The organism is Paraburkholderia lebeckiae, assembly GCF_050436225.1.
GTDB classification, from domain to species: Bacteria; Pseudomonadota; Gammaproteobacteria; order Burkholderiales; family Burkholderiaceae; genus Paraburkholderia; species Paraburkholderia tuberum.
Genome location: NZ_JBNDLU010000001.1, coordinates 1,454,508 through 1,480,751, shown reverse-complemented (window position 1 = coordinate 1,480,751; position 26,244 = coordinate 1,454,508). Strand labels below are relative to the sequence as shown.

The window sequence follows — 26,244 nt, the reverse complement described above, 5'->3', positions numbered from 1 at the left end:
GAATATCGTGCAGGAAATCATCGAAGGTCTGATCCGCTTTCAACGCGAGGTCTTCCCACAGCAAAGCGCGCTCTTCAAGCGGTTGTCGACCGCGCAGAATCCCAGCACGCTCTTCGTGACCTGTTCGGACAGCCGCGTGGTGCCGGAACTGCTGACGCAGACCGAACCGGGCTCGCTGTTCGTGATCCGCAACGCGGGCAACATCGTGCCGTCGTACGGCCCGGAGCCGGGCGGCGTGTCGGCGACCGTCGAATATGCGATTGCCGTGCTCGGCGTGACCGACATCGTGATTTGCGGCCATTCGAACTGCGGCGCGATGACGGCGATCTCGAGCTGCACGAATCTGGAGCACATGCCGGCGGTCGCGAGCTGGCTGCGTCACGCGGATGCGGCGAAGGCGATCAACGCGTCGCGCCACTACTGCTCGGATGCGGAGCGTCTCGAGGCGCTGGTCAAGGACAACGTGATCGCGCAGCTCAGCAACATCCGCACGCATCCGTCGGTGGCGGTCGGACTCGTGAACAAGACGCTGCGGCTGCATGGCTGGATCTTCAATATCGAAAGCGGTGAAATGCTTGCGCTCGATGGCAAGACCGGTAACTTCTTGCCGCTTGCGGATAATCGGGAAATTTGTGCGGGTTAAAGCGGCATTAAAACGGTTTTTAGTTTGAGGGATTAACACTCGGCTTGCTAAAAGCCGGCGCGGCGGCGCGGTTTCAACCCTACCGCGCCGCCCGCCACAACCATCCCTATCAGCTCGACGTCACCAGCGAATCCGACGGCACGATCTTCAACACGCCAGGGCTCTTCGCAGCCGGGTTCGACCAGAACAGATGCATGCTCGCCGTCCCCGTGCCGTGCACGTACTCGACCTTGATCGACGCGCTCTGGTTCGCGGCGAGATGGACCTTGCCGGTCGCGCTGCCTGGCGTCGTGCGATACGCCGACACCGAAGCGCCGCACGCCGAAGCTGCCCGACTGGAACGCCGCGGGCAGCGCATTGGTCGCGTCGTTGGCGCTCACCACGCGCTGGCCGTCCAGGTCGACGAGGATCGCGTTGCCGCTCGTCGTCACCTTCAGAGCGCGTTTGAACGGAGGAATACCCGTCGATTTCGGACACATCCCCGACCAGATCCGCCGATTCGCAGCTTGTTGGGTCTAAAAAGGAAAACACTGTCATTCGTATCGCCCACACTTTGACTAATGGGTCGATCGCATGCGCGTGCGTCGACTTCGGCGGTCGATCGGTTGGAATGGGGAGCGTGCCTTGTATAGCGAACCGAGAATGATCGTGTTGACGGGCCTCGTCTTCGGCGCGGTGACGCTTGGGGCCTATGTGTCGCAACTGGACAACGACTGGTCGTCCGGTCGGGACGTGAGTCTCGTCGCCTATGGCGAGCGGGGTGTCAGCACGATGGGCGCGGCGGCGGGGCAGAGCGAAGGCCAGCCCGGCGCGGCGACGGTCGCGCCGGCAACGCGCCGCCATGCGCTGCGCGACGACGTGACCGCCTTGCGGGGTCAGTCGGCCGCGTCGATTGGAGCGCAGGCGGGCGACGCTCTGGCCATCGCCGCACTACAGTTCGCGCGGGAGTCGAACAAGGTGCAGCAACAGCTGCAGCAACAGCCGCAGCCGCAGCAGCCGAGTTTGCCGCCGCAGCCTGCGGTGACTTCGAACCGGACCCAGGCGCCACCCACGGCAAAGACCGGGCACGCACACCATGGCCACATTGCGTCGGGTACTACGACGAAAGCGCGCTCAGCGCAAAGCGTTGCGACGACATCGGGTAGTCATGCGCGGGGCGGCAGCCACCGGAAAAGTTCTTCTGCCGAGCGGTCTGGGAAGAAAGCGGCCAGCGTCGTGCCAGAGGCGCGGCCGTCGTCGCAATATGCCACGCAAGGCGTCGAGTCGCCATGGTCGATGCCGCGCGCGGGGCTGACCAACCAGGCCGCAAATCAGGCGGTCGCCAGCAACGGCCCCAAAACCCGCGCCGAAGTAGAGGCCGAACTCGTGCGCGCGCGTGAGAACGGTACGATGCCCGCCTTCGGCAGACCCGAGCCATCGGGACCTGGGGCGCACTGAAGCAGCGCCCGCGCCGCGCCGCAGGCAACCGTCAGATCAACGACGCGGCGAGCCGCGCAAAGGTGGCTTCGTCGGTGCGATCGAACGCAAGCGGCGTGACCGATACGCGACCCGCCGCGACCGTTGCCGTTTCGCTGTCGGCATCGTTCTCGCGCGGGCCACGATCGAAGCGCAGCCAGTGATACGCGATGCCGCGCGGATCGACTTCAGGCAGCACCTCGATGTCCCTGACGAGCCCGACGCCCTGGCGCGTCGGCGTCAGCGGACCGGCGTCGGCGGCATCGACGTCGGGAAAGTTGATGTTCAGGCAGGTCGGCGCCGCATGCTCGATCGCGAGCAACTGACGGATCACACCGGGTGCGAGCGTGCGCGCGGTGTCCCAGCGCACGCGCTCGCGATCGCTGAACGCCTGGCTCAGCGCGAACGACGGCAGCCCGAGCAGCAGACCCGTCATCGCCGCGCCGACCGTGCCCGAGAACATCGTTTCGATGCCGAGGTTGCCGCCGCGATTGACGCCGGACAGCACCAGCGACGGCGCCTCGCGCATCAGATGACGCACGCCCATCACGACGCAATCGCCGGGCGTGCCGGTCACGCCGAAACGGCGTTCGCCCTGGCGGCTTACGCGCAGCGGCGAATGCAGGCTGATGGAATGCGACGTACCGCTCTGGTCGTGCTCGGGCGCGACCACCCAGACTTCGTGCGCGAGCTCGGCGGCTACGGCTTCGAGCACGGCGAGGCCGGGCGCGTCGATACCGTCGTCGTTCGTCAGCAGCACTCGCGGCAGCTTGGATTCGTCAGCGGACATCGCGTCAATCTCCTGTGGGTCGGTGAATGAATCGTGGGGAAGGGACGCCCATTGTCCGGCTTTCGTCCGACGCGCGTACGATGACGATGAGCCGCCAACGACCCAGGACGACCCGCCATGCAGATCGACCCGTTTGAGATTGCGATCGCCGATCAGGACATCGACGATTTGCGCCGCCGCATCCACGCCACCCGCTGGGCGCCCACCACGCCCGCGCCCGCCTGGCAGCAGGGCGCCGACCCCGCCTGGCTGCGCGAACTCGCGACCTATTGGGCCGGGCAATTCGACTGGCGCGCGGCCGAACGCAGGTTGAACCAGCTGCCGCAATTTCTCGCCGACGTGAACGGCCAGACCGTGCACTTCGCACATCGGCGCGCCGCCAGTGTCGCGCCCGGCTTTCAGGCTTATCCGCTGGTGATCACGCACGGCTGGCCCGGTTCCTTCTTCGAGTTTCGCGCGCTGCTCGATCAGTTGTGCGATCCGGTCGCGTTCGGCGCCGATCCCGCCGACGCCTTCGACGTCGTCGCGCCGTCGCTGCCGGGCTTCGCGTTTTCGCCTGCGCCCGCGCAGGCCGGCATATCCGCGTTCCAGGTCGCGGACCTGTGGGTGTCGCTGATGCGCGGGCTCGGCTACGAGCGCTTCGGCGCGCAGGGCGGCGATCTTGGCGCGGGCGTGTCGATCGCGTTGGCCGCGCATCATCCGCGGGTGATCGACGGCATCCATCTGAACTTCCTGCCGAGTTCCTATGAGCCCGCGATCGGCGCGGCGCAGCGGGAACTGACGCCGGCCGAGCAGGACTATCTGCGCGAGAAGAACGACTGGGCCGCACTCGAAGGCGGCTACGCGCATCAGCACAGCACCAAGCCGCTGACCGTCGCCGCGTCGTTGAACGATTCGCCGGTGGGACTCGCCGCGTGGATCGGCGAGAAGTTTCGCGCGTGGAGCGATTGCGGCGGCGACGTGGAAAGCGTGTTCTCGAAAGACGATCTGTTGACCAATATCTCGCTGTACTGGTTCACGCAGTGCATCGGCCCGGCGATGCAGATGTATTGGGAAAACCGCCTGCAGCCGATGCGTTTCTCCGACGGCGAGCGCATCGACACGCCAGTCGGCTTCGCGCTGTTTCCGAAGGAGATCAATCATCCGCCGCGCAGTTGGCTCGAACGAACCTTCAACGTCGCGCAGTGGAGCGAAATGCCAGCCGGCGGGCACTTCGCGGCGATGGAAAAGCCCGCGTTGCTCGCGGCCGAAATTCGAAAGTTCTTCAGGCCGTTGCGGCAGAGAGCGCGCTAACCAGCGTCGATCACTAACGGCGAAGGCGGCTCATGCCGCCTTTCTTATTCATCCGGCGCCCAGCAGGAATATGCAATAGAAATGAAATGCCCGAAATGATCACCGTCAAGGTTTGTCAAAACCGGCTTATCCCGATTTAAAGCGGTTGACCGTGGTCCTTTCGGCGGCGTTCGGCGCGGCGAAGCCCGCCACGCAAACCTGTCTGCGCGCTGCGTCGAACGCCTCGGCGCGGCCGCAACGGACACGCTATTCATCGACGACAGCCCGGCCAGCGTGGACGGTGGTCGAACTTTCATGAACGAGAGCACCATACACGCTATGGCACATGCGTCGAACCACGATCACCGCCGCCGTTTTCTGCGCACGGCGCTGGGGCTGCCGGCAGCGCTTGCGTTGTCGCGCGTCACGTCCGCGCAAACTGAGGCGCACGCGCAATCCGTCACCCCCTTACCCCGCATGAGCCGCCGCGCGATCCCGTCCACCGGCGAAGCGGTGCCGGTGATCGGCTGCGGCACGTGGCGCACCTTCGACGTCGGCGACGATGCCGCCGCGCACGCCCAACTCGCCGAGGTGCTGCGCATCCTGTTCGAAGCGGGCGGCTCGGTAATCGATTCTTCGCCGATGTACGGTTCGTCGGAAGCGGTCGCGGGCGCGCTGCTCACGCAGCTCGACGCGCATCGCAAGGCGTTCGTCGCCACCAAGGTCTGGACCGAGGGACGCGAGGCCGGCATCGCGCAGATGGAGGAATCGCTGCGGCGTTTTCAGCAGCCGCATGTCGATCTGATGCAGATCCACAATCTGCTCGACTGGCGCACGCAGCTCGCGACCTTGCGCGACTGGAAAGCGCGCGGCCGGATTCGCTATCTCGGCATCACGCATTACACGTCGAGCGCGTTCGACGAAGTCGCGGCGGTGATGCGCAGCGAGAAGCCCGACTTCGTGCAGATCAACTACGCCGCCGACGATCGCGCGGCCGAGCAGCGCATCCTGCCGCTCGCGGTCGATCTCGGCATTGGCGTCGTGATCAATCAGCCATTCGGCGGCGGTGGTTTGCTGGCGCGCGTGATGAAAACGCCGTTGCCCGCATGGGCGGGCGAAATCGGCTGCACGAGCTGGGCGCAAATTCTGTTGAAATTCGTGCTCGCGCAGCCGGCGGTGACCGTCGTGATTCCGGGCACCGGGCGGCCGCAATACATGGCGGACAACGTGCGCGCGGGAGCGGGACCGCTGCCCGACGACGCGATGCGCGCGCGGATCATCGCGGCGGTCGGCGGCTGACGTGATGCGCAATCCATCACGGCGATTACTTGCCGCTTTCTATTCGCGTACAGGTGTCGCCTCCCACAAACGCCGCACAACACGGGAATAAAACCCGCCCCACGCCAGTCATGCCTCACGAACCGGGTTCGGTTCGGCGAATCCCTATCGTGAGGTCATCATGTCGTCACATCATTCATTCGATCCGGCGCGTCGCGGCGCGCTGAAGTGTCTTGCGTTCGGCGGCCTCGGCACCGTGTTCATGCTGTCGGGCGGCGTGCTGACGCCGGTCGAACTCGCGCTCGCGGCCGACTCGAACACCGCGACGCCAGCGGCTGGCACGCCGCTTTTCCTGCAGATCAGCGACACGCATATCGGCTTCAACAAAGAGGCGAATCGCGACGTCGCGGGCACGCTGAAACAGACGATCGATTACATCAACGCGATGCCGGCGCGTCCGCCGCTCGCGATTCACACAGGCGACATCACGCATCTGTCGAAGCCCGCGGAATTCGATCTGGCCGCGCAGCTGATGTCGGGACTGAAGATCGCCGAGCTGCACACGGTCCCCGGCGAGCATGACGTCACCGACGGCCCCGGCACGGAGTACTTCAGCCGCTTCGGCAAGGCTTCGGATAACCGCGGCTATTACAGCTTCGATCACCAGGGCGTGCATTTCGTCGGGCTCGTGAACGTGATGCATTTCAAGCCGAACGGTCTCGGCGGTCTCGGCGACGAACAGCTCGAATGGCTCGAAAACGATCTGAAAGGCCGCTCGTCGAGCACCCCGGTCGTGGTGTTCGCGCACATGCCGATGTGGACCATCTACGAGCCGTGGGGCTGGGGCACCGGCGACGCGGGTCAGGCGATGAACTATCTGAAGCGCTTCGGTTCCGTGACGGTGTTGAACGGCCACATTCATCAGATCGTGACAAAGGTCGAGGGCAACGTGACGTTCCATACCGCGCGCTCGACCGCCTATCCGCAGCCGACCGCCGGTCAGGGCGATGGCCCTGGGCCGCTGAAGGTCGCGAGCGACCAGCTGCCGAAGATGCTCGGTGTGACGAGCGTCAGCATCGCGCGTCATCCGCTGAAGGCGACGCTCGACGACACGACGCTCGCCTGACGACACGCGCTACTTTTACGCTCGAGGAGGTCAATGATGCTAACCAGGATGATGGGCCGCGCGCTCGCGATTCTGCTCGACAGTGTCGCGATTCTGGCGGTGTCGGCGGGGCTCGGTCTTGCGCAAACGACGATGCCGATGCAGGTGCAGAAACAGACCGTCGCGTCGACGCCTAACGCGATCGTCATCAAGAACTTCATGTTCTCGCCGATGGAACTGACCATCAAGGCGGGCACGACGGTCACATGGAAAAATCTCGACGGCGAGCCGCACACCGTGGTCAACGACGCGGGCCTGTTCCGCTCGGCCGCGCTCGATCAGGACGACACCTATCAGTTCAAATTCGATAAACCGGGCGTGTACAAGATCTTTTGCGGCATCCATCCGAACATGAAGGCGACCATTACCGTGCAATAAGCGGTGAAACCGGGCAACCCGCACCCCTCACGCGGTATGCAGCTCGCTCAACCGGCATAGCAGAATCCCATAGCCGGTCAGATGCCCGAGGTACACGCTCGTGAACACGTTCGACGCGGGCAGGTCCCCGGTCAGTTGACGCAGGTCCTCCATATGCAGCGGCGGCGCGTCGAGCGGCGGACGCTCGACGCGCAGGTCCGCCGCCTCGGCCAGTTGCCGGTGCGCGTTGACGAGCCGCGCGAGCCGCGCGAGGAACATTTCGCGCCACGCGGCGTCGAGCGCGGCGAACTGATCGTGAAACGTGTCCATCGTTTCAAGAAAATTGACCAGCGAATCGAAGGTCTCCTGATAGCTCGCGAAGACCGGCAGCCGTGCCGCGTTGCGCTTTAGATGCGGCGACACCCACGCCTGCTCGAGGTCCGTCTTCAGCAGCAGGTGCGCCTGCTTCAGGTTCGTGCTCAGCGTGCGCAGCCTGGAGGCCGCCGGCCTGATCTGCGCTTTGTCGAGCTGTCCCGCGGCCAGTTGCGCGACGACATCGGTGGCCTGTTCGTTGCCGTCGTTGACGAGCGTGTTCGCCCAGTAGCCGTGATCGGGCGGAAACGCGATCTGCTGGATGACGAAGCCGAGCAACATGCCGAGTACCACGCCAATCAGGCGCTGTTCGAGCAGCGGAAGATGTTCGCCGGTATAGAGGACGAGCGTGATCGGCACCGTGATGCTGGTCATCTGGAACAGCGACGGCCGCAGCGCGACGATGCTGAAGATCACGACCGGCAGCAGCGCCGCGCCCATCCATAGGTGTGGCGCGGTCAGCCAGATCAGCAGCGTGCCAATCGGCATCGCCACCACGTTCGAAAACACGCGCTTGTAGAAGTAGCTTCGAGCCGCCGAAATCGAGCTACCGAGCGCCAGCGTCAGCATCGTCGAACCGGCGAGCGGCACGGCCGCGTCGGGAAAGCCGAGCAGGTATGGGATGCCGAAACCGATCCACAGGCCGAGCGTCAGCTTCGTGTACTTGGCGGTTTCCGACAGAGAAAAGCGCGCGAGCGCTCGGCGCAACGGCGTGAGTGGTTGGTGCTGATACCTGTGCGACATGATTTTTATGCTGACCGATGACGTTGGGCCGGGCACCGTTGGGCCGGGCCCCGTTGGGCCCGGAACGGCGCGGCGTTCGCGACATGCGCGCTCGTGACCTTACCATCCGGCACGGACGGCTTCGGGAATTCGCACGGTAGCCGGCATCGCGGGATGCTCCTCGAGGCGCGCGGCGCCCGCAGTCCAACGGGGGTTCCAAGCGGCGGTTCGGCGTCGCGCGCGCGTTCGCCCCCAGGCCCGGTTGTTGCATGCAGAACGGCGACCGCGTTGGCGCGTTTCGCAGAATCCGCGTCGCATCGGCCCACGGCAGACGCACGGCTGGCTATCGGGCGCTTTGCCGGGTTGGAGTTTTTACCGGCTTTGCACGCTTTTTTGCCAACTCACGCGGTCTCTGGCGGCGTCGTTCGAAGCACCACCGAAGCGAGGCGGAAACGCAACGCTGCCGTGTTGTCTGCCGTTCGCGACAGGATTACATTCATTGAGCATTGCGTGCAGCGGCGGCCCGCGAGCTCGGTTTACGCACCGGCTCGTCAGCGCGCCAGCTTGTCAGCAGGAAGTGGCATACCCGGAGCGTATTGCGATGGTTACCGATCCCAACGATACCGACTTGCGTCATTCCGCAACGGACAGCCGGTCCACCGGCTTCGATCTCGACGGCCCGGACAAATCGGGCGTGCCGCCCCCGCGCTTCGGCCGCCTCGCCCTGTGCCTCGCGGCGGCCGGCGCGCTGACCTTCGGTGTGATGGGCACCGTCGCCTACGGCGTCTGGTTCAACCAGGATCAGCAGACATACGCGGATGCCATTGCGGGCGCGCGCCAGGCGCTCGGTTCATCGACATCGGCCGGGGTGCCGACGGTGGCCGTCGCGCACGCGCCGGAGGAGGCCGCCGCGCCCTTTGTCATGCCGTCAGCCAGGCAGCGCGCCGCGCCAGTAGTGCTCGAAGCGGCCGGCGCGAACGGCGGCTTCGAGGACACCAACCCGGCCGCGTGGTCCGGGCAGATCCGTCCGAGTACGCCTGACCCGAATCTCACCGCCACGCTGGCCGATACGCCGGTCGATACCTCGGCGGATATGTCGGCGGATATGTCCGCGGATATGACGGCCAACCCACCCACAGCCCCCATTGTTCCCACGCCACCGCCGGGCTACACGCGGCACGTCGCCAATGCCGCCAATTCCACCGCGAAGCCCGCGGCCGGTCACGACGCGAAAGAAACGCGGCTCGCACAGCAGGAGCGGCGCGCGTCGTCGCAGCACAAGGGCGGTCTGTTTGCGCGGATCGGACAGTTCTTTCGACGCGTGAGCTATCGTCAACATGACAACGGCCGACGGCAACAAGATACCTACTCCCATCCCTGAGGACGCGATCGTCGGACCAGCGGGGCGAGCAGGGCTGCGCGGCGCCGCGCGCGCGCGCGTGCCGGTGTGGCGCTTCCGGCCGGGGCCCGCGAGCGTCGGCGTGGCCGCGCTGTTGTGTCTGCTGTTCGGCCTGCTGTATGTGGCGATGCAGATCCGCACGGTGTTTTCCGATCAGTTGAAGCAGGAGTACGCGGGCCTCGTGCTCGAAGCCGCCGGGCGCGTCGACAGCGCGCGCGAACAGTTGGCCGCGTGGCAGCGGATGGCCGACACCCCGGCGAGTCACGACGCGTCGTTCGTGCCGGCCTATGACGCGGCGCGCGCCGAACTCGCGCGGCGTTTCGCGTCGCTCGCGGCGCTCGTCAACGCGAGTCCGTCGCCGGCACCGCCCATTCCGTCGATGTCGCCGACACAGGCGACGCCCGAAGCCATAGCGACGGTGCTCGGCAGCGTATCGGCCTATTGGCGCGCGCAACGCGACGCGTCGAGCGCCGACGTGCGGCTGCGCGTCGCGCACGTCGCGCGCACGCTGATCGCGCTCGCCGCGCTGCTGTTTTGCATGCTGATCACGACGCTCGGGATGTACGCGAAGCGCAACCGTCAGCTCGCGGGGCAGTCGCACGAGTTCGAGCTCGCGTCGCTGCACGATTCGCTGACCGGCCTGTCGAACCGCCGCAAGCTGCTGGCCGCGCTCGACTCCGCCGCCAGGCACGCGCGGACCGCAGCCGCCGAGCAGCGCTTCGCCGTGCTGTATATCGACCTCGATGGCTTCAAGCAGGTCAACGATTCGTTCGGGCATCGCACCGGCGACGAATTCCTCGCCGCGGTATCCGCCCGGTTTCGCGCCTCGGTGCGCAAAGGCGATCTGGTCGCGCGCATCGGCGGCGACGAGTTCGCGGTGCTGGTGCGCACCTTTGCGGGCGATGACGAGCTCGCCGAGATCGCGCGCCGGCTGATGGCCTGCGTGGTCGACACCGACGCGCAGATGGGAATCGGCGGCGTGCGCGCGAGCGTGGGCATCGCGAGTTATCCCGACGACGTCGACGATCACCGCCGTCTGGTCGCCGCCGCCGATGCCGCGATGTATCAGGTCAAGCGCGACGGCAAGAACGGCTTCGCGTTCGCGGCGCAGACGGGCAGGGAAGCGACGTTGTGAACCGCCTGAACGTCACTGGGCTTCGTTGCGCCACTCCGTCAGCTTTTCGCGCTCGTTGAGTTCGATGAACGCAGGCCGTGCGCGCAGCCTGCGGATATAGCTCGCGAGATGCGGCCAGCCCGCCGTCGCCGGGTGGGGCATGTTGCGGGTCCAGCGCATCAGCACGAGCGCGAGCAGATCGGCGGTGCTGAGCTTGCCACCCGCGAGGTATGCGTGGCCGTCGGCGAAATGTCTGTCGAGCCGTGCACACGCTTCTTCGATGCGGCGTTGCGCGAGCGCGCGCACCGCCTCGGCGCCCGCAGGGTCACCGTCGCTGCCGGCGTAGAACCAGTCGCGCATCGCGGGCAGCAGCGTATTCGCGAGGTAGATCATCCATTCGAGCCAATCCGCGCGCGCGGCCGAGCCGGGCGCGGGCGCGAGGTCGGCCTCGGCGTGGCGCTCGGCGAGCAGCATCAGCAGCGCGGCCGATTCGTGCCGCGGCACGCCATCGACGACCAGCGTGGGCACGCGCCCGGCCGGATTCAGACGCAGATACTCGGGATCGCGCTGCTGGCCCGCGTCGATATCGACGAGGTGCGCTTCGAACGGCACGCCCATTTCGAGCAGCATCCAGTGCACGGGCATGCTGGCCGCGCCGGGCGAGTAGTAGAGAACGTAGGACATTCGGGACTCCGTGGATCGTCGAGAGCGCGGTCGAGCCGTGTACAGAAAGAATAAGGGGCTGTCGCCGAAACGAACAGCCCCTTCAGATGCGTCAGGCGCCAGCTACGCAAATGCGGGCGCTCGAAACAGCAAGCCTCGAATCACGCCGCGGCGACGTCTTTCAATGCGCCGACGCGTGCTTCTCCTGCTCGGCTGCGCTCGGTTGCGTCACCGCGCTGACGATCACGAACACGATCACGTTCACCGCGAGCGCAAGGAAGCCGATGTTGACGTCCTTCAGCGCATCGGGCAGGAACGGCATCAGTTGACCGACGCTCCAGTGCAGCGTCGTGGTCAGTGTGACCACCGCGACACCCGCGACGATGCCGCAGAACGCGCCTTGCCTGGTCGCGCGGTTGTGCGGGAACAGGCTGCAGAGCACGGCCGGGAACAATTGCGTGACGAAGCTGTAGCCCATCAGCAGCAGGGCGACGATGGTTTCGCCGCCGTTCAGCGTGAAGGCGACCGCGACCAGCGCCACGACCGGTACGAGGACGCGCGCGATCACCGCGACCGATGCATCCGACGCGTTGCGGTTCACCATGCCGCGATACACGTCGTTCGCGAGCAGCGTCGACGCCGAGGTCAGGATCATCGAGCCCGGCACCAGCGCGGTCAGGATACCGGCCGCGCCGATCACGCCGACGAACCACGGATCGAACGTCTGCAGCGACAGGCGGAACAACGACAGGTCGATGTCGGCGCCCTTCAGGCCCGGCACGCGCAGCGTCGCCGCGAAGCCGACGAAGAACACGAACAGCAGGATCAGCTGATAGAGCGGCAGAATCGCGGCATTGCGGCGGAAGATTCGCTCGTCCTTCGCCGTGAAGATCGAGCCGAACGTGTGCGGCCACATGAAGAAGCCGAGCGCGGTCAGCAGCACCGTCGACTGGAACCACACGACGCTCGAACCGCGCGCCGGGAAGGTCAGGAAGCCGGGACGGGCGGCGTCGATCGTGCGGAACATCTCGCCGATGCCGCCGTAGTAATGCAGCGGCAGATAGATGCCGAGGAACAGCACGATCGCGAGAATCAGCAGATCCTTGGCCACCGAGTTCCAGGCGGAGCCGCGCACGCCCGACACGATCACGTAAGAGGTCACGACGATCGCGCCGATCCAGATCGCCGCCGTCGACGAGATCGCACCGTACGACGCGGTCGCGACGATGATGCCGAGGCCCTTCAATTGCAGCACCAGGTACGGGATCAGCGCGGCCACGCCGACCAGCGCGACCAGCGTGCCGAGCGCCGGGCTCTCGTATTTGCGCCTCAAGAAGTGCGGCTGCGAGACCAGGCGGTGCGTCTTCGCGTAGCGCCAGATCGGCGGCAGCATCCAGTACGACAGGATGTACGCGAGCGTGCCGTACGCGAGGATGTAGTAGACCGGCGCCCCCTTACCGTACGCGAAGCCGCTGCCGCCGAGGAACGTGAAGGTCGTATAGATTTCGCCGGCCATCAGCAGGAACACGAACGCGGTGCCGAAGCTGCGGCCGCCCACGGTCCACTGCTCGAGGCTCATGTCGTGGCCGCGCCTTGCGCGCACGCCGAGGAACAGCGCGAATAGCGTAACGGCGGCGATGATGACGAGTGCGCTCATGGGCGAACCTCCTCGCCATCGGCGGCGACGTGTCGGTTGGACGGATCGAGGTTATAGATGATCGCCATGATGATCGCGCTCAACACCACCCACATGACGATCCAGGCCAGCACGAACGGCATGCCGAGCACGATCGGCTCGACGCGATTGACAAACGAAACGCCGACCAGGATGCCGACGAACGGCAACGCGGCAAGTACACGAAGCAGCATGTGGACAACTCCTCGAACCAGTAGGTATGTGTCGTTGAAATTCCGGCTTCGCTGAGGACTGTATGCCGGATACTTCGGTCCCGTAAAGCAGGTCAAAATAAATGTCGGAGTTTCGACCGTTGCACTTGCATCTTTCCAGCCCGGATTGCTGCAGTGCAAAGCGGGACGCGCCGTCGCGTGCAAGGCATCGCGCGGCTTTTTTGCAGGCCGACTGGCGCGCCGCGATATGATCTGCGAGCATTGCAGCATTTTCCGGACCGGGCGATTCCAACCGGGTTCATGACCGGCAGCGCGCCCAGGCGCGAACTCGCGCGAGCACACGCAGACAAGCAGACACACGGACACGCACATGGTCGAAAGTCTGATCTCGGACATCATGTTTGGCTTTATCGGCTTAATCAGCATCATCAATCCGTTCAGCGGCGCGTTTGTGTTTCTGGACCGGACCGCGTCGTTGACCCTCGACGAGCGCACCCTACTCGCCCGCAAGATCGCGATCAACGCCGCCGTTGTGCTGCTGGTGGCATTCTTCATCGGCACGCCGATCCTGCATTTCTTTGGTATCTCGATGGAGGCGCTGCGCATCGGCGGCGGGCTCGCGCTTGCCGTGGGCGGCTGGCAAATGCTCAATGCGCCGGACACGCCGGTCGAGCAGACGGACGTCAAGCGCGTCGACGCCGAAACCGCGAAATCGCGCGCGTTCTTTCCTCTGACCGTGCCGCTGACCACTGGGCCCGGCTCGATCGCGACCGCGATCGCGCTGTCGGCGAATCGCACGCACAAGCTATCGGCGTTCGTGATGTCGGGTATCGCGTCGGTCGCCATCACGTTCGCGGTGGCCGTCTGCGTGTATCTGATCTACAGCCGCGCGACGATCCTCGCGCGCTATCTCGGCGTCGAGGGCACCAAGGTCGCGTTGCGGGTGTCGGCGTTCCTGCTGCTATGCATCGGCGTGCAGATCATTCTGACCGGCGTGTCCGAATTCCTGATTCCGATCGCGACGATGCGCGCGCCGGCGGGCTAGCGCCGCACGCCTGCGCCATGCATGCTGTGGCGGCGGCGCCGCAGGCGGATCGCCTTCCGGTGGTTCGTGCGGAACGTCGACCGGATCGTCCGGGATCGGATCGGGGTCGATGTTCGGCGGCGGCGTGTTCGGCGCGATGTCGGGGTCGACTTCGGGCGGCATCGGCGTATGCGGATGCAGCGGCAGCGACAGCGACTGCATCGAAATTTGCGCGTGGGTTGTCGGGTTCAGGTCGAATGTGCCGATTGCACTAGGCGCTTGCCGGCTCGTGTCAGGTAAATCCATCAGTCCTCTCCCCATAGTCTTCATTCAGACGCGCAATGCTCGTGCCGCATGCCGACGGATGTCGTTCGCGTGGAACGCCAATTGCTGGAATGCGGCACGCGCGCCGCATCGCGATGACCGCGCGCGCCCGGCTCACAGTGGACATCGCCACGCAAAGCACAGGACGAGGAGCGCATATGGCGCGACACAAGGCCGACGTTGCCGACGACGACTTCGAGATTTTCGCCAGCTATCACGGAACAGGCGACGGCCGATACATAGGTGGACTGAAGGTTGTGAGGAAAGCGGACAGGCGGATTCTGTTCCCGTTCGAGGGCGCACCGCAGATCGGCCCCTATGCGACCGCCGACGAAGCACGCCGCGCCGCGATTGCGTACGGCCGCCAGCTCGTCGCGGCCGATCGTGCCGCGCCCGAAGGCTGAGCGGACGCAGCCGGTTTGACAGTGCTTCCGTGAGAGGCGCAGAGCCCTCAAGGCATACCGCCGAGCGACGGCGAAATCGTGCTGCCGCGCGCGGGATCGTCCAGATGTTCGTCGGGCAGGGTGGGGCGCGCCGACAGCGGCGGATGATCGCGATAGCAGGTGTCGATCGAACCGTCGACAACGCAGTTCTGAAACGCATCGGCGTCGCTCTTTTGCGCGAAGGTGTACAGCGTCCGCTCGACCTGCACCTCGGTATCGGATACGCGAATTGTCGTAATGCTCATGAGATTCTCCTTTCGGGGGCGCTTTTTTACAAAGCGAACGTGCCGTGCTACTGCCTTCGAGGCCGCAACGGCCGTGCCTGTTGCACTGCGCGCGGACTTCTCCGGCAAGGCTCGAATGTTGCTGCATGAACCAGGTGCCCGTTCGAGATGGCGCGTAATGACGCGAATCGAGGGCAGAACAAACGAGGAGGGCGCGATGCAAGATCCCCAATCGACCGACACCCCGCAGCAGAGCGCGACGCCGGGCGGCGAGAAGTCCGCGACGCCAGAGAACCGCGCCGCACCCACGCTGTCCGACGAAGTCAAAGCCCGCAACAAGCCGAGCGGCACGCACTACGTCGAGCCGAGTCCGCTCGGCATCGAACCGGTCGTGCAGACCGGCGTGGACAAAGCGACCAATCCGCCACGGTCGAGCGAGCGGCCGCGCCACGGCGCCGAAGTGCCGCTCGGCACCGGCGAGCACGCGGAGCCGCCGGGGGGCGGCGGGCGCGAATCGCATCACAAGCAGCCGGGCGAGCAATGACGCGGCGCGATGCGTGCCAGCCCGCGCCTCGAATCCGTCAACATCCAACCGGAGAAAGCGCATGCAACCGGACAATCCAACCGAATCGATGAACCCCGGCGACGAAGCGCCGCCCAACACGCCGGGTGCTGGCGAGGACCTGTGCGCCGCCTGCCACGGCACGGGCAAGGTCGAGGGCGCTCGCTGCGCGGTGTGCGGCGGCACGGGCAAGGTGCTGCAGGGCATCGGCGGAGGCTAGCCGGCTGCTCGTCCGCGGGTTCGCGGCAACCGCATCACAAGCCAGGAGCAACCATGTTCAACGAGTCCAGGCACGGCTTCGACGCCGCGCAGACCGAATACGAAGCGTTCATGCTGGAGCCGCATGATTGGGTGCCGAACAACAGCAAGCTGCCGGTGGTGCTGTACCGGCGCGCGCTGTCGCCCCGCAGCGGCAATCTGGCCGCCGGGTTCGAAATCCTGTTCGAGCGCAATGCATGGCCGGCGCAGTGGCGCAACAGCATCTTCGACTTTCATCACTTTCACGCGACCGCGCACGAGGTGCTCGGCGTGACCGACGCTAGCGCCGAGGTGATCGTCGGCGGGCCGGGCGGACGCGTGGTGACGGTGCGCGCGGGCGACGTGCTGCTGCTGCCGGCCGGCACCGGCCATTGTCTGCAATCGTTCGAGCGGCATTTTCAGGTGGTGGCGGGCTATCCGTTGGGGCAGCAATGGGACATTCGCCGCGAAGCGCTGACGCCGCAGGAACTCACCGAGATGCTGGCGTTGCCGTTTCCGCCGCTCGATCCGATCGACGGCAAGCATGGTCCGGTCGTCGAGCTTTGGCTGCAGTCGGCCTGAACTTCGTCGTTCGCGAAGCAACCGACCCGCGGCGGCGTGGCGTGCAGGGTTGCGCGGTTAGGCGCATCATCTGTGGGCTTCGCCGCGATTTCCCCGCGCGCTTTCGGCGGTGACGCTGGCACGTGTGCGGTTCCACGTGCGGCTTCGCGTCCTTATCGACATGCCCGGACGCGCGCGATTCCATGTCGACACGATGCGCCGATCCGTCCGCGCGCTCCGCGGCGCGCGTCGGCCGTCTGCCGAATTGCCGAATAAGGAGCGTCCCATGCAAAACGATTCCGCCCTCGATCAGTTGTGCATCAATACGATCCGCACGCTGTCGATGGACGCCGTGCAGAAAGCCAATTCCGGCCACCCCGGCACGCCGATGGCGCTCGCGCCGGTCGCCTATCACCTGTGGCAACACCATCTGCGTTACGACCCTGACGAGCCGCTATGGCCGAATCGCGACCGCTTCGTGCTGTCGGCCGGGCATGCGTCGATGCTGCTTTATTCGCTGCTGCATCTGGCCAACGTGAAAGCCGTCGACGAACACGGCAAGCCGACCGGCGCGCCGGCCGTGTCGCTCGACGACATCGAGCATTTCCGCCAGATCGACAGCAATACGCCGGGCCATCCCGAGTACCGGATGACGACCGGCGTCGAGACCACCACGGGACCGCTTGGGCAAGGGCTCGGCAATAGCGTCGGCATGGCGATGGCCGCGCGCTGGTACGAGAGCCACTTCAATCGCGCGGACGCGCCGTTGTTCGACTACCGCGTGTACGCGATTTGCGGCGACGGCGACATGATGGAAGGCATCTCGCACGAAGCGGCCTCGCTCGCGGGCCATCTGAAGCTGTCGAACCTGATCTGGATTTACGACAGCAACCGCGTGACGATCGAAGGCCATACGGACCTCGCGTATAGCGACGATGTGGCAAGCCGCTTTCACGGCTACAACTGGCACACGCTGCACGTCGGCGATGCGAACGACACCGCCGCGCTGGAAAAGGCGCTGGTCGAAGCGAAGAGCGTGACCGACCGGCCGACGCTGATCGTGGTCCACAGCATCATCGGTTGGGGGGCGCCGCACAAGCAGGACACCGCGTCCGCGCATGGCGAAGCGCTCGGCGTCGAGGAAGTCGCGCTGGCCAAGAAGTTCTACGGCTGGCCCGAGGACAAGTTCTTCTACGTGCCCGAGGGCGTGCACGAGCGCTTCGCGCAGGGCATCGGCGCGCGCGGCAAGGCGGCGCGCGAACAATGGCAGGCGAAGTTCGACAGCTACAAAAAGCAGTATGCGGAGCTCGCGCGCGAATTCGCGCAGATCGAGGCGCACGAATTGCCGCAGGGCTGGGACAGCGACATCCCGAGTTTCAACGCGGACCCGAAGGGCATCGCGACACGGGAATCGTCGGGCAAGGTGCTCAATGCGATTGCCGCGCGCGTGCCGTGGATGATCGGCGGCGCGGCGGACCTGTCGCCGTCGACGAAAACCAACCTGAAGTTCGAAGGCGCCGGCAGCTTCCAGGCGGATAACTATGCCGGCCGCAATCTGCACTTCGGCATTCGCGAGCATGCGATGGGCGCGGTGGTCAACGGTCTTGCGATATCGAATCTGCGCGCGTACGGCTCGACGTTCCTGATCTTCAGCGACTACATGAAGCCGCCGATCCGCCTGTCCGCGATCATGGAAGTGCCTGCCATCTTTGTGTTCACGCACGATTCGATCGGGCTCGGCGAAGACGGTCCGACGCATCAACCGATCGAGCAGCTCGCGTCGTTGCGCGGCGTGCCCGGCCTCACGGTGCTGCGTCCCGGCGACGCGAACGAAGCGGCCGAGGCATGGCGTGTCGCGCTGACGCAGCCGCATCGGCCGGCGTGCATCGTCGTGTCGCGCCAGCCGCTGCCGACGCTCGACCGGAGCCGCTATGCGTCCGCGAGCGGCGTCAGGCACGGCGCTTATGTGCTCGCCGATGCGCCCGACGGCAAGAAGCCCGAGGTGATCCTGATGGCGACCGGCAGCGAGTTGTCGATCTGCGCCGACGTGTACGAGAAGCTGAAGAGCGAGGGCATCGCGGCGCGCGTCGTGTCGATGCCTTCGTGGGACATCTTCGAGCGCGAGGACAGCGCGTATCAGGAGTCGGTGCTGCCCGCGGACGTCGAGGCGCGCGTCGCGGTCGAGCAGGCTGCGTCGCTCGGCTGGGATCGGTATACAGGACGGTTCGGTGCGCAGGTCGTCATGCATACGTTCGGCGCATCGGCGCCGATCGCGGATCTGAAGAAGAAATTCGGTTTCACGCCGGAAGCCGTGTATCAGGCGGCGAAGCAGCAGATCGAGCGGGTGAAGAAGGGGAAGGGCACTTGAGCGTACGGCGCTCGTCGACGTCGTGAACGCTTGATGCGAAAAGCGGTGGGCCGGCGGGATCTCTATCCGTCTCGTTCAGGCGCGCGGCCATGGTTTGCGGCCGCTTGCCGGCCTACTCGGTCGCGAGGCCGGACGCCTCGCCGCGCCATGAAAGGAGACTTCAAATGGCCGAGATCAATAAGGAAGACGTTGTTGCGGTGCTGAACCGGATTCTCGAATCCGAGTTGGCCGGCGTCGTCCGATATACGCACTATTCGTTCCTTGTTTTCGGATTCGGACGCATTCCGATCAGGTCGTGGTTGCGCGCGCAGGCCGATGAATCGTTGTTGCACGCACAGCAGGCCGGCGAATGGATCACGACTCTGGGCGCCTATCCGTCGCTTGCGATCGGTCCTCTGCTCGACTCGCACACCTTCGATATCTCTTCGATCCTCCGCGAGTCGCTGCAAGCCGAGAATCTTGCGTTGCAGTTGTATCGCGACCTGCTGGCGCTCGTCGAGGACCGCTCGGTTGCACTCGAGGAGTTCGCCCGTCAGATGATCCACGTCGAGGAGATGCACGCGGGAGAAGTCGACAAGATGCTGCGCCGCCCTGGGGAAATGACGACCTCGGAGGACAGCTAGTGCTGATGCCGATGATGGATATCGGGGAAATGCGCGTGCGAATGTGTAATAGGCAGATGCACGTGGGGGTGCGTGTGCGGCTCCTCACCGGCATAAGGAAAATCATGCGCATGCTGATGGTGCTCGTCATGGAGATGCCGGTGCGCGTGTTGAAGTAACTCATGGCTGTGCTCATGCTGATGCCGCTCGCGCACATGTAGCCAGATGCCCAGCGCCATCAGGGCGGCGGCAATCCAGAAAGACAGATCGGGTAGCGCGGGCCATATGATCAGCGAAAGCATGACACCGAAAAGCGGCGCGACGGAAAAGTACGCGCCTGTACGCGCCGTACCGAGATGGCGAAGTGCAACAACGAACAGCACGAGGCTGATACCGTAACCGCCAAGCCCGGTCAGCATCGCTGCCGCCATGGTTCCTGCTGACGGAAGCGAAGCGCCCGCCGCGATCGCAATGCCGAGATTCACGGGACCGGCCACCATCCCTTTGAGACACGCGATCACCATCGCGTCGTTCGCCGAGACCTTGCGCGTCAGGTTGTTGTCGATTGCCCAGCACAGACATGCGCCGACGATCAGTAACGCACCCACCGGCACGCCTGACTGTCCGGGATGCCACGACAGAAGCACGCCGCCCGCAACGATCGCCACCATCCCGAGAAAAACCTGAATGTCGACATTTTCCTGGAAGACCACCCAGGCAATCACTGCGGTCAACACACCCTCAAGGTTGAGCAATAACGAACTCGTTGCCGCTGGTGTGGTGGACAGGCCCAGCATCAGCAATGCGGGGCCGGCGACGCCACCCATCGCTATCGCCCCGATCAGCCAAGGCAACTCGCCTTTGGTGATGCGGTGGTCCGCGGCGGACTGAAGCCCGCGCGATCGAAAGGCACGCCACGCGATGCCGACGCCAAGCCCCAGGCCGCTACCGAGATAAAACAGCCCTGCGAGCATGAAGGGGTTGACTGAGCCGAGCAGCGACTTGGCCAACGGCGTCGCGGCACCGAACAGCGCCGCGGCGATTAAGGCGGTGAATATCGCGCCGTATCCTGATCTCACAACTCCAACCTCTTGTCCGCAGCAGAAGGGACAGATTACAGACCATCGCTGGGGTGACGGACGAAATTCGCCGAGCGCAGCAAAAAGTTAACTTGTAGACGGATTGTCACCGATGTAGCCAAGACTCCTGAATGAAGTGGCCGAGGCAGTGTGGAAACGCACACTCAGTGCGGCGTTGGGAAAAGCCGACCGTTCAGACCGCGCCGTATGGCTGGCAGCAACTTGCCAAGGGTAAAGCGACACCCGAAAACTGAGTACTTTTGCGTTTTCACACAGTCCATCTCGACCCATCTCTGCCGTTCGATCAAAGACACAAACAACGGCCGCTTTTGATACTGGAACGGCCGTTAGCTGACGTGGCCTTTTGCACCGTTGCTCTGGTCGCGGCAGTGCTTACTGCTGAATGGTTTTATCGTCACACTCCATGCTGCGGGAACGTTGCAGCGACGCAATTTCGCGCAGCATTGGCAAGCGATCGAACAAGCAAAAGGCCCTGACTACGCCGTTCCGCACCGCGATGCCTACCAGCTGTAGCGCACGCCGAGATCTCCGAGGACGCCGTTGCGGCGGACGTTGCTGTCTCCACTCACGGCAAACTGATAGCCGAACTGGCCGTACAGGCTCAAACGCTCCTTGATCTTCACGGCGACACCCCCGGCGAACTCCACGCGCGTGGCCTGCACGTTCAGTGGCACCGGGTCGGTGCCGAAGGCCGTGCTCGCCTGCGCGCCCCAGTCCCGCCACAGGTTCGCCCGCACATACGGCTGCCATACGGCACCGTTGCTGCCCTCGATGGTCCACCGCCCTCGCAGGCCGAGCCGCCCGGTGGCGCCCGAAGTCGAGCCCAGCGCAACCGGCCCCAGGCCGTCGTTCTCATCGCTGAACGATACGTGCTGCCAGATGATCTGCGCCTGCGGCTCGAGCACGAAGCCAGGCCCTAGAGGCAACCGCACCGGATAGCCCCCTTCAAGCGAGGTCACAAAGCCCGAGCCGCGCAGCGGCAGGCTGGCGTACTGCGTACCCGCGTTGCCGTCGTAGTACGTGCCCTGCAGCACCGCATCGAGATACCAGCCGCTCGGGCCGTAATGCGTCCAGTAGCCACCGCCCGAATACGCATTCAGGTGCATCGAACCGGTGTGCTCAAGGACGTAGCCGGTGGCCGCCGCGTTGGTGACGAGACCGTCGACATCGACATTGCCATAGCCATAGGCGAAGTACACGCCAGCGGTGTCGCGATGGCCCGGCCAGATGCTGCCGCGCCACAGGTCGAGGCCAGTCTGCAGCCCCCCGACCCAACCGCTCGCACGTGGATCGGCGAACGCCTGATAGTGGTTATCGACCTGCTGACCGAACACACGGCCCCAGGCGGACTGCGCCCAGCCCGAACCGTCCGTGCCGCCACCGGCGGCCGTAAGCGTGTCGCCGATGCGCTCATGCAGCGTGCCGAGCATCGTCAGGCCCATCTGGCGGGCGATGGGCTGGACGACGCCGTAGGTCGCGAGCTCCGGTCCAATGATGGGCCACACGCCCGGCGGTGAAGGTTGAGGCGGCGGTTCGGTGCCGACGTTCTCCTCCGGCCCCGGCGGTTGAGGTGGTCCAGGTGGTCCTGGAGGCTCGGGTGGTGGTCCAGGTGGCGGTGGCACGATGAAGGACGACCGCAGGAACCAGCTGGTGGGGTCCGTACCGTTGCGGCCCCCCGGGTACAGGCGATAATCGAACAGGCCCGCGCGCAGCTCCGGGTTATCAAGGTCAAAAACACCGGGTGTCACCGCGCTTGCTTGCTGCACTACGAGGATGCCGTTGCCCGGGGTCGACGCGCCCGGTCCACCGACATTGTTGACGAAAATACTCGTGGTGCCTGAGGCCGAGCCAGTAATCAACTTATCGGACGCAGAGCCGTCGCCGCCAAGAAAACTGTTGAGCACGAGGTGGCCGCCACTACCGGAGTAGCTACCGTTGACGGTCAGCGTCGTGGCTGGACTGGATTCACCCGCAATTGCCGGGAGCACGACCGCGCCCGCGTTCGAAAGGCTGGGGAGCGTCTGGTTGAAGCTTTGCAGGGCGAGCGTTCCGCCAGGATTGACCACGGTCGCGGAATTCGGACTGAAGACATCGACCGCGCCCGCTGCAAGCGTGCCGCCCGTCACCGTAGTCACACCGCTGTAACTGTTGGCTGCATTCGTAATGAACGTGCCGCTGCCGATCTTGGTCAGCCCGCCCGCGCCGGTGAAGGCCGAGGTGGTATCGGTGGCGACCGTGAAGCCTTGACTGTCGATGCTCAGGCCGCCCGCCATGATGTTGAGTTCTGTGCCGGAAAAGGCAGTGAGGAAGCCTGAATTGCTCGTCAGCGCACGCAAGGTGCCATCGTTGAAATTAAGCTGTGCATTGCCCTTCTGGACGCTGGTGCATCCCTGCTGGCCGATGCGAACCGGATCGCAACCGGCTGTCAGGAACGTCGTCGCCAGTGTGCCGCCGCCATTCACATTGACGGTGCCCGTGCTGTTGGCCAGAACTGCGACGTCCATTCCGCCGTTGGCCGTAGTCAGTCCGCCATTGATGATGTTCAGAGTGCCCACCCCCGCCCAGCCGACACTGATCTGAGGGCCGCTGGTATAAGTGGCCCCGCCGCCAGTGCCGTTTACCGTCACCGTACCTACGGAGTTGGAAAGCCAGCCGATCTGATCGGCGGTGGCAAAGGGGCTCCCCGTGATATTGAGCGCTCCGCCGCTGGTGATCGCGATGAAGCCCGTGCCGCCGGTGGTGTCGGGCGGCCCGTTGACGCCGGAACCAACGCGCAGAAATGGTGCGTTGACTGTCCCGCTGTTCTCGATGGTGAGATTGCCCATCCCCCCGTTCTGACCGAGCTCCAGATTGCTGGCGTTGGCCGGCGAACTCGTAAAAGTCGACCCCGGACCGGTCACGATCACCGTGGCCATGTTTCCGGCACCCACGCCCCATATGTTTCTGTCGACGGACCCGGTGTTGGATGTGACGCTTGCGCCGCCTTCGATGGTAAGACTGCCGTTTGTGCCGTTGCCGACGCCAACGGCCGCGGGCACCTGGACGGGGCCCGTGATGATCGAGGTAGACGGCAATTGCGCCGTGGGGGTCACGTTGCCCGTGGTCGTTATTGACTGTGCATGAACGAGATCGGCAGCGCCGGTAGCGCCCAGGGCAGCCAGAAGGGGGAAAACTACAAGCCGGAACGTTGTTAGAGCGCTTTTCGGTGCGCCTTCGTCTGACGCGTCGGGGTTTGCCATCCCCACCCGCATTATCTTTGCCGGGTGATACAGGAAGTTGTCGAAGGCAGACGGCGGTGCGCCTGACCTGAATGCCTGGCTGCCCAATGTGGACGGACGCTGAAATGGAAATGAATGGTTCGGCGACGCTGCTGCGGCAATCGGACCGCGTTGCATGAGTTGGCGGAACTTGCCGTGCCAGCAATCTGCATTGGGCCTGGTCATTGGGACCGTGACGCTGTGCTCGGTCAGCGATGGCCAGGATTGCGCCGCTTTCGTGCATCCCTCTATCTGCATTGCGTGCCCCCTCTAGAGATTGACACGGCAAGTATTGAAGTCGCGGAAGCAAGCCGCTTGCGCTTACTTCTGTTGTTGTAGTACCGAATGATCAGACAAGCGAATGAAATTGGCTGCACGCGCCAGTAGTATTCAACGCTGGGCGCAGCTCCAGGTTCGCTAAGAGCTGTCCCCGGACGCTTGAATGTCATTGCGCGATATGGCTTGAACGACCGGATGTGGCCGCGTGCCGCCTCATGCAACGGGCATGCTCAGCCGAAACGTTCGTGGTCACGATCGGCGGCCCGCGACCCCGAGCCGCCTTTCGGACTCGCGACACCGCAACGGCCGCTTCGGAGGCGCAACCTGTCGTCTGTTGTATGGCGATGCCCCGAAGCACCCTGCGGATCGTCTAAACTGCAGAATCGACGAACAGGCCATTCCCGCTCGGCTACCCCGCCATGGCGCACATCTTCTTCGCTGCTTCGATTCAACGGCATATCGCAACGCCCGAGCGCGAGATCGACGCGCGCACGCTCGGTGAAGCACTGGCGGCCGTCTTCGCCGAGCAACCTCGACTGCGCGGCTACATCCTTGACGATCAGGGCTCACTGCGAAGGCATCTCGCCGTGTTTGTCGACGGCCGGCCGGTGCGCGACCGACAACATTTGGCCGATGCGCTCGGCGAGGAAAGCCGCGTTTACGTCATACAGGCGTTGTCGGGCGGATAAGAAGGTTCCACTCTTACTCGAGCTTTGCATGGGACCAGAGTAAGCGCTAAAGCGCCAACTCTGGTCGACAGGAGACACCTCACATGAGCGATCGATTGCTTGTTGCAACCCGCAAGGGATTGTTCGTTCTGCAAGCCGACGGCGAGGGCGGCTGGACGCTCGGTGAGCCGTATTTCGTCGGCGAGCCGGTGAGCATGGTGCTGCCTGATCCGCGCGACGGTTCGCTGTATGCCGCGCTCAATCTCGGCCACTTCGGCGTGAAGCTGCATCGCCGGCGCGCGGGCATAGAGGATTGGGAAGAGTGCGCGGTCCCCGTCTACCCGCCGCAGCCGGCCGACGAGACGCATACCGGTGACGGCGCGGACACGAGCGCGGACAATGCGAGCGCCGCCGTGCCCAGCCCGCCGGCTCCTCCCTGGACGCTCCAGCAAATCTGGTCGCTCGAAACCGGCGGCCCGGACGAGCCGGGCGTCCTGTGGGCCGGCACGATTCCCGGCGGGCTCTTCCGTTCCGACGACGGCGGCGACACATGGCTGCTCAACCGGGCGCTGTGGGATCGCCCGGAGCGCCGAGAATGGTTCGGAGGCGGCTACGACGCGCCGGGCATCCATTCCGTGATGGTCGATCCGCGCGACAGCCGGCACGTGACGATCGGCGTGTCGTGTGGCGGCGTCTGGCAAACCGCCGACGGCGGCGCGACCTGGCGCGTTAGTGCCGAAGGCATGGAGGCCGACTACATGCCGCCGGAGCGGCGCGGCGATGCCAACGTGCAAGACCCGCACCGCGTGGTGCAATGCGCCGCAAATCCAGAAGCGCTGTGGACGCAGCATCACTGCGCTATCTTCCGCTCGACCGACGGCGCGGCGCACTGGCAGCGGATCGAAGCGCAGCCATCGAGCTTCGGCTTCGCGGTTGCCGTGCATCCGCGCGAGCCGGACACCGCGTGGTTTGTGCCCGCCGTGAAAGACCAGTGCCGGATCCCGGTGGACGGCCAGTTCGTCGTCACGCGCACACGCGACGGCGGCCGCACGTTCGAGCGTTTCTCGAACGGGTTGCCGCCTGCACCGGCGTATGACCTCGTGTATCGGCACGGGCTCGCTGTAGACGACTCCGGCACGCGCCTCGCAATGGCGTCGACCACCGGCGCGCTATGGACGTCCGACGACGGCGGCGAAAGCTGGCATTTGATTTCAGCGCATTTGCCGCCTGCTTATTGTGTTCGGTTTGGATGAGGGCAGGGGCGAGAGACAGCTTTTGGCGGAGGACGCAGCTCATTTTCGCCAATCGAACGGCCGTTTGCCGGTGCGGAGCCGCCCCCTGTACGTCCAGAGAATGATTCTGAAGAATGACCTTCATGGCCGGTCGCCGCCTCACGCGATTTGCACACACAGCTTGCACACCGCATGGCATCGATCGGCAGCACGCCCCCCGTTGCTGGCGGTCGATGGCTTCCGCATCCTGAGGCCGCTTTTGATGCTCTACGATCAGGAAGGTC

The 26,244-nt window shown here is 65.0% G+C and carries 27 protein-coding genes; 17 read left to right on the top strand and 10 right to left on the bottom strand.

Annotated features, from left to right (window positions below; translation table 11 throughout):
- Positions 1 to 7 precede the first annotated feature (7 nt).
- The gene (locus OKW45_RS06975; protein WP_018425208.1) at positions 8 to 643 is read left to right on the top strand and encodes a carbonic anhydrase; all 636 of its coding nucleotides are present in this window, start codon (positions 8 to 10) and stop codon (positions 641 to 643) included.
- Positions 644 to 752: 109 nt separating this feature from the next.
- Here the strand turns inward: OKW45_RS06975 and OKW45_RS06970 are convergent, their stop codons facing one another.
- Complete coding sequence (locus OKW45_RS06970; protein ID WP_429466786.1) at positions 753 to 950, bottom strand: PA14 domain-containing protein; 198 nt, start codon at positions 948 to 950, stop codon at positions 753 to 755.
- A gap of 335 nt (positions 951 to 1,285) precedes the next feature.
- Between OKW45_RS06970 and OKW45_RS06965 the strand changes: the two genes are divergently transcribed.
- Positions 1,286 to 2,080, top strand: a complete 795-nt coding sequence (locus tag OKW45_RS06965) for a DUF4148 domain-containing protein (RefSeq protein WP_429466784.1) — start codon at positions 1,286 to 1,288, stop codon at positions 2,078 to 2,080.
- A gap of 31 nt (positions 2,081 to 2,111) precedes the next feature.
- Here the strand turns inward: OKW45_RS06965 and surE are convergent, their stop codons facing one another.
- On the bottom strand, positions 2,112 to 2,888 hold the full coding sequence (gene surE, locus OKW45_RS06960) for a 5'/3'-nucleotidase SurE (RefSeq protein WP_018425205.1): 777 nt from the start codon (positions 2,886 to 2,888) through the stop codon (positions 2,112 to 2,114).
- Positions 2,889 to 3,005: 117 nt separating this feature from the next.
- Between surE and OKW45_RS06955 the strand changes: the two genes are divergently transcribed.
- The 4 genes from OKW45_RS06955 (at position 3,006) to OKW45_RS06940 (ending at position 6,981) form a co-directional block, all read left to right on the top strand.
- On the top strand, positions 3,006 to 4,181 hold the full coding sequence (locus OKW45_RS06955) for an epoxide hydrolase family protein (protein ID WP_429466782.1): 1,176 nt from the start codon (positions 3,006 to 3,008) through the stop codon (positions 4,179 to 4,181).
- Between the two features lie 318 nt (positions 4,182 to 4,499).
- Positions 4,500 to 5,459 carry an aldo/keto reductase gene (locus OKW45_RS06950; RefSeq protein ID WP_026226661.1) on the top strand — a complete coding sequence of 320 codons (960 nt, stop codon included), beginning with the start codon at positions 4,500 to 4,502 and terminating at the stop codon, positions 5,457 to 5,459.
- 160 nt (positions 5,460 to 5,619) lie between these two features.
- On the top strand, positions 5,620 to 6,564 hold the full coding sequence (locus OKW45_RS06945; protein ID WP_429466781.1) for a metallophosphoesterase family protein: 945 nt from the start codon (positions 5,620 to 5,622) through the stop codon (positions 6,562 to 6,564).
- Between the two features lie 36 nt (positions 6,565 to 6,600).
- Positions 6,601 to 6,981 carry a cupredoxin domain-containing protein gene (locus OKW45_RS06940; RefSeq protein ID WP_429469286.1) on the top strand — a complete coding sequence of 127 codons (381 nt, stop codon included), beginning with the start codon at positions 6,601 to 6,603 and terminating at the stop codon, positions 6,979 to 6,981.
- Positions 6,982 to 7,008: 27 nt separating this feature from the next.
- Here OKW45_RS06940 and OKW45_RS06935 read toward each other — a convergent pair whose 3' ends face one another.
- Positions 7,009 to 8,076 carry an aromatic acid exporter family protein gene (locus tag OKW45_RS06935; protein WP_429466780.1) on the bottom strand — a complete coding sequence of 356 codons (1,068 nt, stop codon included), beginning with the start codon at positions 8,074 to 8,076 and terminating at the stop codon, positions 7,009 to 7,011.
- A gap of 580 nt (positions 8,077 to 8,656) precedes the next feature.
- On the opposite strand from OKW45_RS06935, the gene OKW45_RS06930 reads away from it, so the two are divergent.
- Complete coding sequence (locus tag OKW45_RS06930) at positions 8,657 to 9,436, top strand: hypothetical protein (protein WP_429466778.1); 780 nt, start codon at positions 8,657 to 8,659, stop codon at positions 9,434 to 9,436.
- Positions 9,393 to 10,589 (top strand): diguanylate cyclase domain-containing protein, encoded by a 1,197-nt coding sequence (locus tag OKW45_RS06925; protein ID WP_429466776.1) that lies wholly within the window; start codon positions 9,393 to 9,395, stop codon positions 10,587 to 10,589. The genes OKW45_RS06930 and OKW45_RS06925 overlap by 44 nt, the downstream gene beginning before the upstream one ends.
- A 12-nt stretch (positions 10,590 to 10,601) precedes the next feature.
- Here OKW45_RS06925 and OKW45_RS06920 read toward each other — a convergent pair whose 3' ends face one another.
- The 3 genes from OKW45_RS06920 to OKW45_RS06910 form a co-directional block, all read right to left on the bottom strand.
- On the bottom strand, positions 10,602 to 11,252 hold the full coding sequence (locus OKW45_RS06920) for a glutathione S-transferase family protein (RefSeq protein ID WP_429466774.1): 651 nt from the start codon (positions 11,250 to 11,252) through the stop codon (positions 10,602 to 10,604).
- A 160-nt stretch (positions 11,253 to 11,412) separates the two neighbouring features.
- Positions 11,413 to 12,888 carry a sodium:solute symporter family protein gene (locus OKW45_RS06915; RefSeq protein WP_429466772.1) on the bottom strand — a complete coding sequence of 492 codons (1,476 nt, stop codon included), beginning with the start codon at positions 12,886 to 12,888 and terminating at the stop codon, positions 11,413 to 11,415.
- Positions 12,885 to 13,100 (bottom strand): DUF3311 domain-containing protein, encoded by a 216-nt coding sequence (locus OKW45_RS06910; RefSeq protein WP_018425194.1) that lies wholly within the window; start codon positions 13,098 to 13,100, stop codon positions 12,885 to 12,887. Before OKW45_RS06910 ends, OKW45_RS06915 begins: the two co-directional genes overlap by 4 nt.
- Positions 13,101 to 13,449: 349 nt before the next feature.
- Between OKW45_RS06910 and OKW45_RS06905 the strand changes: the two genes are divergently transcribed.
- Positions 13,450 to 14,124 (top strand): MarC family protein, encoded by a 675-nt coding sequence (locus OKW45_RS06905; RefSeq protein ID WP_429466770.1) that lies wholly within the window; start codon positions 13,450 to 13,452, stop codon positions 14,122 to 14,124.
- On the opposite strand, the gene OKW45_RS06900 is transcribed toward OKW45_RS06905, so the two are convergent.
- The gene (locus OKW45_RS06900; RefSeq protein ID WP_429466768.1) at positions 14,041 to 14,409 is read right to left on the bottom strand and encodes a hypothetical protein; all 369 of its coding nucleotides are present in this window, start codon (positions 14,407 to 14,409) and stop codon (positions 14,041 to 14,043) included. The two genes, OKW45_RS06905 and OKW45_RS06900, sit on opposite strands and share 84 nt — an antisense overlap.
- 176 nt (positions 14,410 to 14,585) lie before the next feature.
- Here OKW45_RS06900 and OKW45_RS06895 point away from each other — a divergent pair, with 176 nt between their 5' ends.
- Positions 14,586 to 14,831, top strand: coding sequence for a DUF6723 family protein (locus OKW45_RS06895; protein WP_184009718.1), 246 nt, complete (start codon positions 14,586 to 14,588; stop codon positions 14,829 to 14,831).
- A 47-nt stretch (positions 14,832 to 14,878) separates the two neighbouring features.
- On the opposite strand, the gene OKW45_RS06890 is transcribed toward OKW45_RS06895, so the two are convergent.
- A complete protein-coding gene (locus tag OKW45_RS06890) occupies positions 14,879 to 15,115 on the bottom strand; it encodes a hypothetical protein (protein ID WP_018425191.1) in 237 nt (78 codons plus the stop codon).
- Between the two features lie 196 nt (positions 15,116 to 15,311).
- On the opposite strand from OKW45_RS06890, the gene OKW45_RS06885 reads away from it, so the two are divergent.
- From OKW45_RS06885 to OKW45_RS06865, 5 genes are all read left to right on the top strand, one after another.
- Positions 15,312 to 15,638, top strand: a complete 327-nt coding sequence (locus tag OKW45_RS06885) for a hypothetical protein (RefSeq protein WP_429466766.1) — start codon at positions 15,312 to 15,314, stop codon at positions 15,636 to 15,638.
- 61 nt (positions 15,639 to 15,699) lie between these two features.
- A complete protein-coding gene (locus OKW45_RS06880) occupies positions 15,700 to 15,876 on the top strand; it encodes a hypothetical protein (RefSeq protein WP_018425189.1) in 177 nt (58 codons plus the stop codon).
- 53 nt (positions 15,877 to 15,929) lie between these two features.
- On the top strand, positions 15,930 to 16,475 hold the full coding sequence (locus OKW45_RS06875) for a cupin (RefSeq protein ID WP_018425188.1): 546 nt from the start codon (positions 15,930 to 15,932) through the stop codon (positions 16,473 to 16,475).
- A 265-nt stretch (positions 16,476 to 16,740) separates the two neighbouring features.
- Positions 16,741 to 18,822 (top strand): transketolase, encoded by a 2,082-nt coding sequence (gene tkt, locus OKW45_RS06870; protein WP_429466764.1) that lies wholly within the window; start codon positions 16,741 to 16,743, stop codon positions 18,820 to 18,822.
- A gap of 164 nt (positions 18,823 to 18,986) precedes the next feature.
- A complete protein-coding gene (locus tag OKW45_RS06865) occupies positions 18,987 to 19,445 on the top strand; it encodes a ferritin-like domain-containing protein (RefSeq protein ID WP_018425186.1) in 459 nt (152 codons plus the stop codon).
- Here the strand turns inward: OKW45_RS06865 and OKW45_RS06860 are convergent.
- Both OKW45_RS06860 and OKW45_RS06855 read right to left on the bottom strand, forming a co-directional pair.
- Positions 19,442 to 20,503, bottom strand: coding sequence for a DMT family transporter (locus tag OKW45_RS06860; protein WP_429466762.1), 1,062 nt, complete (start codon positions 20,501 to 20,503; stop codon positions 19,442 to 19,444). The two genes, OKW45_RS06865 and OKW45_RS06860, sit on opposite strands and share 4 nt — an antisense overlap.
- A 521-nt stretch (positions 20,504 to 21,024) precedes the next feature.
- Positions 21,025 to 24,039, bottom strand: coding sequence for an autotransporter family protein (locus tag OKW45_RS06855; RefSeq protein ID WP_429466760.1), 3,015 nt, complete (start codon positions 24,037 to 24,039; stop codon positions 21,025 to 21,027).
- Positions 24,040 to 24,479: 440 nt separating this feature from the next.
- Between OKW45_RS06855 and OKW45_RS06850 the strand changes: the two genes are divergently transcribed.
- Both OKW45_RS06850 and OKW45_RS06845 read left to right on the top strand, forming a co-directional pair.
- Positions 24,480 to 24,749, top strand: a complete 270-nt coding sequence (locus OKW45_RS06850) for a MoaD/ThiS family protein (RefSeq protein WP_018425174.1) — start codon at positions 24,480 to 24,482, stop codon at positions 24,747 to 24,749.
- Between the two features lie 83 nt (positions 24,750 to 24,832).
- Entirely contained in the window at positions 24,833 to 25,981 is a 1,149-nt protein-coding gene (locus OKW45_RS06845) for a WD40/YVTN/BNR-like repeat-containing protein (protein ID WP_018425173.1), read from the top strand.
- The last annotated feature ends 263 nt before the right edge of the window (positions 25,982 to 26,244 follow it).